Source organism: Enterococcus sp. C76 (genome assembly GCF_040886985.1).
In the GTDB taxonomy this organism is placed as follows: domain Bacteria; phylum Bacillota; class Bacilli; order Lactobacillales; family Enterococcaceae; genus Enterococcus_B; species Enterococcus_B lactis.
The window spans coordinates 335,176-347,825 of the sequence record NZ_JBFOEY010000003.1; the positions used below are offsets into that span (position 1 = coordinate 335,176).

General features: G+C 34.7%; 10 protein-coding genes. All 10 read left to right on the forward strand.

Annotated features, from left to right (window positions below; genetic code table 11):
- Window position 1: 1 nt before the first annotated feature.
- Window positions 2-358 carry a hypothetical protein gene (locus AB3I00_RS06320; RefSeq protein WP_368024954.1) on the forward strand — a complete coding sequence of 119 codons (357 nt, stop codon included), beginning with the start codon at window positions 2-4 and terminating at the stop codon, window positions 356-358.
- Window positions 312-2,687, forward strand: a complete 2,376-nt coding sequence (locus AB3I00_RS06325) for a VirB4-like conjugal transfer ATPase, CD1110 family (protein ID WP_368024955.1) — start codon at window positions 312-314, stop codon at window positions 2,685-2,687. Before AB3I00_RS06320 ends, AB3I00_RS06325 begins: the two co-directional genes overlap by 47 nt.
- Before the next feature lie 10 nt (window positions 2,688-2,697).
- Window positions 2,698-5,424, forward strand: coding sequence for a phage tail tip lysozyme (locus tag AB3I00_RS06330; RefSeq protein WP_368024956.1), 2,727 nt, complete (start codon window positions 2,698-2,700; stop codon window positions 5,422-5,424).
- A gap of 60 nt (window positions 5,425-5,484) precedes the next feature.
- Entirely contained in the window at window positions 5,485-6,213 is a 729-nt protein-coding gene (locus AB3I00_RS06335) for a hypothetical protein (RefSeq protein ID WP_368024957.1), read from the forward strand.
- A complete protein-coding gene (locus AB3I00_RS06340) occupies window positions 6,214-6,498 on the forward strand; it encodes a hypothetical protein (RefSeq protein WP_165007253.1) in 285 nt (94 codons plus the stop codon). It abuts the gene before it with no gap.
- Window positions 6,467-7,672 (forward strand): hypothetical protein, encoded by a 1,206-nt coding sequence (locus AB3I00_RS06345; RefSeq protein WP_368024958.1) that lies wholly within the window; start codon window positions 6,467-6,469, stop codon window positions 7,670-7,672. Before AB3I00_RS06340 ends, AB3I00_RS06345 begins: the two co-directional genes overlap by 32 nt.
- 116 nt (window positions 7,673-7,788) lie before the next feature.
- Window positions 7,789-8,295: a DUF3801 domain-containing protein gene (locus AB3I00_RS06350; RefSeq protein ID WP_368024959.1), complete on the forward strand. Its 507-nt coding sequence runs from the start codon at window positions 7,789-7,791 to the stop codon at window positions 8,293-8,295.
- A gap of 9 nt (window positions 8,296-8,304) precedes the next feature.
- On the forward strand, window positions 8,305-10,110 hold the full coding sequence (locus tag AB3I00_RS06355) for a VirD4-like conjugal transfer protein, CD1115 family (RefSeq protein ID WP_368024960.1): 1,806 nt from the start codon (window positions 8,305-8,307) through the stop codon (window positions 10,108-10,110).
- 247 nt (window positions 10,111-10,357) lie between these two features.
- Window positions 10,358-11,983 (forward strand): DUF3991 domain-containing protein, encoded by a 1,626-nt coding sequence (locus tag AB3I00_RS06360; protein WP_368024961.1) that lies wholly within the window; start codon window positions 10,358-10,360, stop codon window positions 11,981-11,983.
- Window positions 11,984-12,088: 105 nt separating this feature from the next.
- Window positions 12,089-12,650: ArdC family protein (locus tag AB3I00_RS06365; RefSeq protein WP_368024962.1), on the forward strand; the 562-nt coding region annotated here is incomplete at its 3' end.

Consider the following 12,650-nt stretch of genomic DNA (forward strand, 5'->3'; position numbering starts at 1 on the left):
CATGGCAATACAATCACAATTTCATAAAGATATGTCAAAATATGAACCGCCTTTTATAGGAAGTTTCACAAAAAGACAATTAAAAATGGGAATAGGAATGATTCCAGGAATTGCTTTGATCATTGCTGAAGCAATATTTATTAAAGGAATTTCGTTTTGGATTTTATCAATTATTACGGCAATTCTCTTTTTAAGTTATCCAGTTTTAGTTGGTCTTGGAAAATGGACTGAAATTCAAAGGGGATTAGAATTTTCTGTCAAATATCAAGAACGTTTCTATCAATCAGGACAAATACGGAGGTATGAAAAGCATGAATTTATTCCAAAACAAGAAATCAAAGAAACTGACGAATTTTGAGAAAAGAAAAAAAGAACGTTTAATCAAACAAGCAGCTACTACACAAAATACGATTAATTATACTAGTAATTTTCAGTCAGGACTCATGCACATTGTTGGTAATGAATATTCACAAATGTATGAGTTAGGTAACTTAGATTATGAAGTAGCAAGTGAAGACGATCAATTAGAAATTGTTGTCAGCTATGCGGAAGCTTTAAATTCACTTGATAAAAACTCCCGCTATCAATTATTAGTTTTAAACAAACGAATTCAATCGTCTGTTTTGGATGATATTCTTTTGTCTTATGAATCAGACGGATTTGATTTGTATCGTTCTGAAATCAACACAATTATTGCTGACCGATTCGAGCATGATCAAAAGAACTTTGAGATTAAAAAATTTGCGATCTTTTCTACAGAAGCAAAAGATCCAAAACAAGCTAGTAAGAGACTTTCAACGATGTTCCAGAACTTTGAAAAACGTTTTAACGAAACAGATGTTGATCTAACTATGAAAAAATTGGATGGCCTTGAGAGATTAGAGCTGATGGCTGGTATTTTGTGTCCTAATAAACATTTTACTATTGATTATAAGGACATTGCTTTATCTGGGTTATCAAGTAAAGCTTTTATTGCGCCGAATCGATTCCATTTCTTTGATGAACATTTCAAAATGGATAACAAGTTTGGAAAGATTCTATATATTCGAGAATATCCTAAGCACTTAGAAGATAAACTTATTCATGAACTATGTAAGTCAGGAAGGGAAATAGCTATTTCAATTCATGCTAAGCCTTATGACATGACAAAATTCAAGAAAGATTTAAGAAACAAAGCTGCGTTGAACAAAAAAGACATCGTTAATCAGCAACGTAAGAATTTCAAAGATGGATTATCGGAAGACATGGTTTCTGGTCTAGCAGCTGAAATTCAGTCCACTACAGAAGAAATTACGAATGAATTAAGAGAAAATGGGCAAAAAACTTTTTCAGGTATTTTTGCTGTGTTATTACTAGAGGATACTTTGGAAGAGTTGAGGCTAGCAGCAAAAGAAATCAAAGATATAGCAGATACATGGCATGTTGAATTTGACGATGTCTATAAGATGCAAGAAGAAGCATTAAATACGATTTTACCAATTGGAAAACCGTATTTAGATGTGGAAAGAAATTACATGCGAGATATGACGACAAGCAATGTGGTCACGCAAATACCATTTACCAATATAGAATTGCAAAGTCCTACTGGTCAATATTATGGACAGAATCAAATGAGTAATAACATGATTACTATTGATCGAAAAAAAGATTTAATCACACCGTCTGGTCTGATTTTAGGATCTTCAGGTTCAGGCAAAGGAATGACAGTCAAATGGTCGATGATTTTTGGTTTATTGAAAAATAGAAATAATCGACGTGAAAATGTGATCATTGTAGATCCTGAAAGTGAGTATTTGCCAATCGGAAAAGCATTTGGTGCGCAGATATTGGAAATTTCAACAGGCACAGAACACTATTTAAATATTTTAGATATGGCTGATCAGCGATTTCTAGATCAAGAAGATAAAAAGGACGATTTAGTAAAAGAAAAAGCGAATTTACTTGTTAGCTTATTTGAATCTGTTCTAAAAGACTTTTCTGATTTAGATGCGAGTATTGTTGACCGTGTTACTCGTGAGACATATAAGGTATTTTCAGATAACCAATACACACCTACACTTGTAGATTGGTATGAAATTTTGAAAAAACAACCAGAAGCTGAAGCTAGGCAGCTAGCGCTCAAAGTTGAGCCTTATGCAATTGGTTCACAAGATATATTTGCTCATCAAACAAATATTGATTTGAATGCTCCTTTCATTATTTTTAATATCAAACATTTAGATGAACACATGAAACCATTCGCTATGAAAGTTATTTTGGATCAAATTTGGAAGCAAGTCGTTATGAATCAAGGAAAGTTAACGACATACTTGTATTTTGATGAATTGCAGTTGAATTTTGATACGGAAGCAAATGCGTCATGGTTCATGAAATTATGGTCACGTGTAAGGAAATATGGAGCAATTCCTACTGGAATCACTCAAAATATTTCTACACTTTTAGAAACGTCGGAAGGACAAAAAATGATTTCGAATACTGAATTTATTGTTCTATTGCGACAAAAATTAGTTGATCAAGAGCATTTACAAAGAGCAATCAAGCTTCCGCCAAATCTGATGAAATATATTGGGGAAAAAGTCCCGAAAGGAACAGGTTTAATCTCAGCTGGAGGCGTTGTTGTGCCATTCCAAAATCCTATTCCTGAAAATACAGAATTGTTTGAGTTGATGAATACGGACGCTAATTGAGGAATTTCTTATGAGTAAAAAAGATAAATTCGATTATTTTGAAAAGGAAAAAGCAGAAGGAAAGAAGTATTCCTCTGCTTTTTCTAGTTATTCATCTAGCAGAAAAAAGAAAAAATCTACCAACAATAAAGTTTCTAACAAATACCAAGGAACGCGTAATAGAGTAAAAATTCATCCAAGTGACTTTAAAAGTGTTCGTGAAAGAGTAAAGCTCGGAGTAAAAGCGAACATGACCATAAATCCTAGAAAAGCAACGAGAAATAGTCGGAAAAGCTATAAACAAGCAAAGAGACATTATAAGTTAAAGAAAAAAGAGGCACAAGCGGATCGGAAGTTAGTTCATGCTTTTTCAAAATCTGCTCCAGATGAGTCAAGTAGTATACGAAAAGCATTTGATTATTCGAAAGAAAAACTGGAAAAGAAAGCAGAAGAATCAGCAGCGACTGCTAAAGGCAGTAAAATTGATCGTAAAGTTGCTAAAAACATCTACATGCGCACAAAAAAAGCTGATCCAACAAGATTAAACAATGTAGTAAAAACAACAACGGTTGCAGCAGTTCGCCGAAAAGTAGAAAAATCTGCTGGGCAAGATGATATTTTGGGCGAGGGAGTAAAGATTCGCCAAGGAAGCCGGCAACGCACACATATTTACCAATCAACAAAATATTTAGTTAAAGGTTCTCATAGAGTTACTATAAAAGCAGGGAAAGGTACTTATGGGGTGGCTAATCGTTCCTATAATTTTGTTAGAGGAAAAGGATTTCAAAAAACGCCAGTCGAGTATTCAAAAGTACGTCAAACAGCAAAAAAACTAAGAAATTTCAGACATCGTTTGAAAATGAGTCGATTGGGACGTACGGCTTCGAGTACTTCAAGGATTACTGGAAGTATTGTCCGTGTGCTCAATGCGCCATTAAAATTAAAAAACGCAGCAATAATAGGTAGTGTTCTTCTTTTCTTAATGTTCTTGTTTGCGATTTTCGGCTCTTCAATGCCAAGTACAATTTATCAAGATGAGTTTGATTTAACTGACTCTTGGACTTATATGACAAAAGAAGATGCTGAACATAGTGATGATACGTATTTGTTTTATACGAACTTTGATGATGTTATGTTTTATATGAATTATAAGTATGAGGATTATAAACTGACAGACCGAATTGCTTGGTATCGTTTCAAAACATTTCAAGAATATTTATCTGATCTATGGAAAGATATGAATAATTTAGAGGGGGACTATACGTTTACCTCTATGGATGACCTAATGAAGGATAAAGATTCGCCCTATTATTTAAAACCAGAGGAATATGAGGAACTTCGAGAGCTAGTCAATGAATTTGGTTATTTGATGAGTAGTTCATTAAGCTTTCCGTATGAAACCGACAGTTTACCAATTGCTAGAAGATATGGGTATGAAGTAGCTGGAGAGCAACTGGTTCTTCATAAAAACATACAGGTGAAGGTAGAATCTAATAAAGATATTTTAGCACCCATGAGTGGAAAAATTCGATGGACTCAGGATCAAAAGCAGGTAATTATAGAAAGTGAAGAGGATCAAAGAATTTTTCTTACAGGAGTTACTGCTCCACGACATGAAAACAATCAGACTGTTGAGTCAGAGGAAACGATTGGTCGTGCCTCTGGTGACGTAATAACCATATCATATGAAAAATATGATACGGAACAGAATAAGTGGCGACGTGTAAATCCTGCTTTTTATTTTCCTAAAGTGACTTATCTGCAAACTACAGTTATAACGGAAAATTTTGAACCAGAAGGAGATCGTTTAAAGAATGCGAAATATATTCGTACTCAACTGAAAAAGCTAGGCTATGACGACAAAGGAATTGCGGCAATGTTAGGGAATCTTGATGTCGAAAGTTCTATTAATCCTAAGCGAGCAGAGGGAGACTATCTTTCTCCACCAGTTGGGGCCTCAAAAGATTCTTGGGATAATTCAGCTTGGTTGTCTATGGGCGGAATGGATATTTATGGGAAGTACCCTAATATTTTACATCGAGGGTTAGGATTAGGCCAATGGACCGATACAACGGATGGTAGCACACGCCATACATTGTTACTGGACTTTGCCAAGCAAAAGAAAAAGAAGTGGTATACATTACCATTACAACTAGATTTTATGTTGAATGGAGATACGCCAGGGTATCGAACAATATTGAAAAACACGTTAAGTGCTAAAGCAGGGGATACCGTTGCCGAGCTTACTAGATATTTTTTGATGAGGTGGGAAGGCAACCCTGGAGATAAACTTCAAGAACGCATTCAAGCAGCTGAAAATTGGTATCAATATTTCACTCGTACTGCAGGTGATGGAAATTATATTTTACCGATTGATCCACCGAAAATTAGTTCTTGGTATGGGAATCGATATTTAGGCGGATCTGTAGATTTTCATAGAGGACTTGATTTTGCATCTACTCAAGGGACTCCTGTTAAAGCGATTGCCGATGGAGAAGTTATTGCTGCTGAGTATCACTATTCTTGGGGGAATTACGTTCGAATAAAACATAAAAATGGTCATTGTAGTTTGTATGCTCATAATTCTCAACTGAAAGTTAAAGTTGGTGATCAAGTGAAGCAAGGAGATATCGTAAGTCTTGTAGGGAATACAGGAAATAGTTTTGGTGCTCACTTGCACCTTGAGTATTCTACTTCCACGGATTTATCCGTTAATAGTTTGATGGATCCAGCTGTAATTTTGGGCATAAAAAAATAATGGATTAGGAGGGAAAAACGGTTAAGGACCATGCTTGAAAGAGAGGGCCTTGACTTTTTTATGTATAACGAAAAGAGAATACAGATATTAAAAAAAGCGATTTTAATCGGAGTTGCTGCGATTTCAATTGTGTTTGGTTTTGTATTAGGACAAGCGAGTCCGAATATGAAAGAAAATTCGGAAGAGACGAAAAAGGCGGAAAAAATTGAGCAACAAATTCAAGAAATGTCAGACGAAAAATTATTGGAAACTGAAGATGTTGAAACCTTCTTGATTGCCTATTTTACTAAGCGGGATCTTGGCGAGAACCGTAATCGATATAAACTGCTTATGACTGAAGCAATGTACAAGCAAGAAACAAGCAACGAAGATTTACCGATTAATCAAGCCTATAAGGGGTATGTGATCAATCAAGTGTTTGATAATGCAACTATCTACATTGACCCATTAGAATCCGTAGCAATTGCTCAAGTACAATATCATAACACACAACTTTTAGAAAAAGGCACGACAAAAGGAGCTTTGATCGATAATAAAGAAGAGGAAACATTAAAAATTACCTTCACGAAGCAAGGTGACAAATATTTAGTTAATGCGATTGAAAGTGTCCTATTGACTTCTACTGGTGTCAGAAGTTCAAGTAATACGTATGAGGAAGTTGAGTACCCAGAAGAATCAACATTCACAGATGAAAAACAAACAGATAAAAAGACATCTGATTCGACAGAAAATCAATCAACGAAGGAATCCGTTGAAAGGAACGAACAGTTAGAAGGGAGTGTACAGTAAATGGCTAAGTTGAAAGATCTTGAAAAGAAGCAACAAAAAGTCGAACAAGAACTAGAAAAAGCCAAAATAGGTTTAGAAAAGGCAAAAAAACTGGTAAAGAAAAAAGAAGAAGAGTTGAAGTTTTTAAACGCAGATCTTATCTCTAGTCTTTTGGTTGAAAATGATATGACTATGTCAGAATTAACCGCTATGTTCTCAGAAAATAATGGCCGAATAGATTCAAAAGAAAGTATGGTTCAGGAGGAATTTGTTCATGAAACTATTATCACTACTAATGAATCGTAAGAAAGAGATTTTCGAATTTATTTCTGTAAAAAACTTAGAATTAGAAGAAATTACGAGTGTGTCTGAACTTATTTCTTGGGTAGAACAAGAAAATGCACGCCTTTTTGAACGAGGGGAATGTGGTTCTGTTGTAGCAGTGAAAAAAAATCATAAAGGAAAAACTTTATTTGCAACTAAAATCGACTTACCTATATCTCTTGAAACAGATTTTGATGAGCATTTGTATGAATTTTATACAAAGAAACCAGTACCGTTTGATCAATCTATCTTGAATGTGGAAGAAAAAACAGAACAAGAGTCTACTTCTGTTTTTTCTGCTCAAAAAGAAGTAGGAGATTATGCCCCAGTACCTGAAATTCTAGATAGTCCCTTAGAAGAATCTGAAGAAGAAAGATTAATTCATGAAAAATCTTCTCTCGAGAAGGATATGAACTGGCAAGTGGAAGCGATTGAACATTCGAATACAGATTTTGAATCAAAATTACCTGTAACAGAAGTTATTTCAGAAATTAAGCATTCAAATTTGGTTTCTGAACCTTTAACTAAAGAATCAATGTCTGAAGAAATGAGCAAACTAACAATCATTGAGCGAGAAGTAATTAAGCAACCGACTACTTTTACAGCCAAGAGTTTTGAACAGCGGTTAAATGCCTTTATTGATCAAGAGTTGAAGAATATTCAGAATGAAATCCAGTTGATCGATAAACGAGACTTAATTGAGACAGAAGTTTCCTCGACTGTTCGTCAAGAGGAAGAACGTATGTTGGAACTGATTGATCAGACGCTTACAAATCAACGTGTAAAGGCAATTGAAGAAGAAAATTTAAGGCATCAGAAGGAATTAGAAGCGATTAATGCATGTTTTGAACAGGAAACACAGAAGCAACGTATGGATACAATAAGACAATATGAAAAAGAAGCGAAAAAACGGATTATTGAAGAATATCAACGTCAAACGGAAGAAATAGAGCAGATTGTTCAACTTCGGATATCTATGTTGCAAGAAAGACGCGAAAAATTAGGAGAAAACTTTGAAAAAAAATTAAATACAATTCTTAGTACGGTTCGACAAGGAAATCAAGTATCTGAAGAAGATTCGGAGCATTTGAAGCAAATAAAAAATAGTCCACCCCTACAAACTGAGAGTATGGAAGAGCGGCAAGTATTGATGTAATGGCGTTTAGTTTGATATTTAACTTCGTTTACAATTCAAAGTCTATGGAATTAAAAGAGGCGACAGTTGCGATTTTAGCAACTGGCGTCTTTTTTAGTTGAAAGAGGGGATTATGAGTGGATCAAAAAGAAACGATACATGAAATTTATGTGAAAGGAGTTGTCACTCTGAAGGCATTTTTTCAGTCTTTATTGATTATGAATGATAAAGCTGAATTATTGGCTGAAAAAGTATTGAATCGTTATTCTACTGGTGAAACTAAGCTATATAAATTGCTAAATCAATCTGATCCAGTGAGTGTCCAATTTCTTTCTCAAAAAGTAGATTTAGACAAAATACGCTCGTATTTAAATCAACATGATATTTCATTTGCGTTTAAACAGGATGAGAATGGGGTAAAAATGTATTTTAAAACGAAAGATCAGCAGTTACTTACAGAAGCTTTAAAGCCGATTTTAAAGGATATTACGAAAGATTTGGATAGTTTTTCTCGTAAAGTATTAAAACGCCCTGGAACAATGAGTTTTGAAGAACGAATTGCTTATGCACGAAAACACCAAGCAAAATACACGGGTGTTCTTTCAAAGGCACCAAATTTAAAAGCCCCTAAAATAGCGAAATAGGAGGAAATCATGCAACATTATAAGAAACCTTTTAAACCGTATTTTTATTTTTCTATTGTGTTAGCAATTATCTTTTGGGCAGGGAGTAATTGGATTCTGACTCTTCCATTCTCAGATTTCTATGAAAAAATGAATTTTGTTCTTTCTACGAAGGGCTTACAACACTTTATCCATGGGTTTGTAACCTATTTATTAATGGTTCAACCATTAACGATTATAGCCAGTATGACAGGGTTCTTACTTGGTATGATGGCTTATTCTTATCGGAACGATAAAGGAATTTATCGACCGAATGAGGAACATGGTTCTGCGCGCTATGCAACGGAAGCTGAAATGCAGAAGTATTCGGACAAAGATAAATCATACAATATGATTTTATCTGAGCGGGTTTCAATGGGATTGTTAAATGAGCGGTTACCTTATTCTGTACAACGGAATAAAAACACTTGTCTTATCGGAGATCCAGGTTCGGGGAAGACACGTTATTATATTAAACCGAATATTATGCAAATGAATGCTAGCTTTTTTGTGACAGATCCCAAAGGCTTATTAGTTGGAGAAACTGGGCAAATGTTAAAAGATCATGATTATCAAATCAAAATATTTGATCTTTCGAGATTAACCACTAGTGATCATTTCAATGTATTTAATTATATCCATGATGAATTGGATATTGATCGTGTGTTAGAAGCAATAACAGAAGGGACTAAAAAAACTGAACAACAAGGAGAGGACTTCTGGATTCAAGCAGAAGCCCTTTTAATTCGTGCCTTCATTGCTTTTTTATGGTTTGACGGTCAAGACAATGACTATACGCCAAATCTTTCCATGATTGGGGAAATGTTGCGGTTTACGAAACGAAAAGATCCTAAGGTACCAAGTCCAGTTGAAGAGTGGTTTGAAGAACAGAATCAGATTCGGCCAAATAATTACGCTTATAAACAGTGGACATTATTCAACGATTTATTTGAAGCTGAAACACGTGCAAGTGTACTCGCAATAGCATCAGGTCGCTATTCTGTTTTCGATCATGAGCAAGTTGTCGATATGGTCAAAGAGGACACGATGGATATTGAAAGTTGGATAGAGAAGAAAACAGCTGTTTTTGTGATCATTCCTGAAACGTCCGCAGCCTATAACTTTTTATCAGCTATTTTTGTTGCGACAGTGGCAGAAGTTCTACGTTCTAAAATTGATAAAGTTCTCACTGGAGAAACAAAACTACCCGATAATATGAAGTTGCTCCCTTTTCGTTTTTTACTTGATGAATTTGCGAATATCGGTCGTATTCCGAACATCGAGAAATTTTTATCAACGTTTAGGAGTCGGAATATGTCGATTGTAATGGTTTTACAAGCACTGGATCAGCTGAAAGGAATGTACAGGAACACTTGGGCTTCCATGGTAACTACTTGTGCTAGCTTACTTTTTTTAGGCGGCGAGGAAGAAGCTACTATGAAATATCTTTCTCAAAGAGCTGGAAAACAAACGATTTCTGTTCGTAATCATAGTATAGGAAGTCGATCTGGAGGTTCGGAAAATCGTCAAAGACAAGGCAGGGATTTACTTACACCAGATGAAATTAGCCGAATCGGAGGTGACGAATGTTTGGTTTTTATATCAAAAGAAAATGTATTCAAAGATCGTAAATACTCATTGGAAAATCATCCGATGGCTGATCAACTTGCAAATAGTCCAAAAGATTCGAATTGGTATCGCTACAAACGTTATCGAAATGAGGTTGAAAAACTATTTGATCAAACGAAGGAACCTGAAGTCATTGACTACGGCACAGTTGAATCTGAAGCAAGTTAAATAAGGAGGAAATAAAATGACTCGAACGCATGATGAGCGCGAAAAGCAGTTAAAAGAAGCACGACAAAAAGACATTATTGCAGTTGCAGAATCACTTGGTATGGCTATTGGAGGTAGAGGCTCTCACTTGTATTGGGCTGAACATGATAGCTTTCGTTTTTATTTGAAAAAAAATTATTTTTATTGGAATTCTCGGCAAGTAGGGGGTGGTCCAATTGAGTTAGTGCAATTAATGAAAGAGTGCAGTGTGAAAGAAGCGATTCAGTTTTTGAATGATCCTACCTATGAGATAGGTCAAGCAGTAGTTAGAAAAGATGAAACAAAAGAATTCAACTATTTTATGAAAGATCATACAAAAATGACTCTTACAAAAGATTATTTGGTGAAAGAACGGAAAATCAGTCAAGAAACTGTTGATTTCTTTATTCGTCAAGGGTTGTTATCACAAGCAACCTATCGAGATCCACGAGACGGTAAAACGGAACCAGTAATGGTGTTTAAATCTAGAGATCGTAAAAATAAAATTACCAGTGTTTCATTGCGTGGTCTTTGGAAGCAAGAGAAGCATGAAGGGAATGGGTATCTTCGTCGTGTATTAGGAGACGGATACACAGGACTAACTTTAAAAGTAGGAAATCCTCCTGAAGGGGCAGAAATTTCAAAAGCGCGCCCGTTACGAATTATTGCCTTTGAAGCACCTATCGATTTGATGAGTTATTACGAACTGTATAAGGAAAAATTAGGCGATGTGATACTACTTGCGATGGATGGATTGAAAAAAAGCACGATAGCCAAGCTTTTGGCTAATCAGATGAATGTCGATTTATCTGAAGAAGAAAAGCCTGAGTTTATTGATACGCTATCAAAAAGAATGAAAAGGAATGATTTGATTCAACTTGTTTTGGCTACAGATAATGACTCAGCAGGCAAGGAATTTATTCATCAATTCCAGAATGTGCCTTTTTCCGTTGATACTCCCTTACCACCACTAGAGCCAGGACAAAAGAAAAGCGATTGGAATGATGTGTTAGTTCGAAAAAAATCAAACCAAGAAAAAAAGCAATTAGAAAAGGAGGGTCTTTCTATGGAATCAAAAAACGTAATAAAAAAACATTCACAAGAAGGAACCGTTTTAGAAAATTTTACCTCATCGAAAATCGAAGAAGCAAATAAGGCAATTGTTCGGGAAGTTGAAAAAAGTTTAGAAGAGACTGTTTCAGAATTAGGACAACCAGCAAATCACTATCTGTCAAAAGATGAAGTTCAAAAAATGCTTGATGAACATTTTTCAAAAATTGAACAACTACTATCAAAATATATAAATAGTGTAGATGAAATAAAAGAGCCAACGATTGAACAAGCAGTAGAAGTCACAGAAAAACTCTCCCAAGAATTGAAACATCAAAATGAACGTTTTACTGATACATTAAGAACCGCTCTAATTATGAAGAAAAATGATGTGGTTTATAACTTACAAGAACATGTAGACGATTTTCGTTTGTTTATAAAGAATGGCATTAATAAACGTATGCTTCGGATTAATGACTTGATTAAACAATTTGCGGAAAAAATAGAACGTAAATTTGCGATTGAAGAAAAAATTCATCGGGTACATCCAAATGAAAAATATCAACAATGGAGTACGAACAAAAGTGAATCAGCAATTACTTCTGAGGAACAGAACAAAACAATTGATGGTAAAGAGCATAAAACTACTATTCATTTGACTAACACTAAAAAGAACAGACCAAAAAATAAATTTGAAGAGCGTGTTGAACGAGCTAGAGCAAAACAAGCAATCATAGAGAAAGAACAAGCAACTCTTTCAAAAGAAACACCTGAAGTTAAAAAAGGCTCTACTAGAAAAAAATAAAAACATAGAGAGGAGCAACTTTTTGAAATGCAGCAACTTACGAAAAAAAATGAACAGCCAACAATTCAAGAATTAATAAAATCAAAAAACTATAAGGGATTGTCTATGCATTTAAAAGAAGGCATAAGTGCTTATCTTGAAAGTGATACTTTTAAAAACTATCTGAATTTTATTTCTCAATTTCATAAATATTCTTCAAAAAATGTTCGCTTGATTTTGGAACAGAAGCCAGATGCACGTTATGTTGCAAGTTTTAAAAAATGGAATGAAATGGAGCGAAAGGTAAAAAAAGGTTCAAAAGCAATTTATGTCTATGCGCCAAGTACAGTTATAAAAAAAGATAAAGACGGGAATCCTGTTAAAGATGAAAATGGAAATATCATCAAAGAACAGCGATTTTTTTTGGTTCCTGTGTTTGATGTTAGTCAAACACAAGGAGAAAAAGAAATACCAAAACCTGTTTATCATTTAGAAGATAATTTAAAAGACCCAAAACGTTTCTCACAATTATTTAAAGGATTAAGTGAATTATCCCCTGTGCCAGTGAAAATTGAAGCAATAGATTCTGAGGCAAATGGATTCTATCGTGTGGAAGAAAAAGAGATTATCATTCAAGAAGGTTTAGGTCATGAAATGACATTGAAAACGCTTGCTCACGAAATTGCGC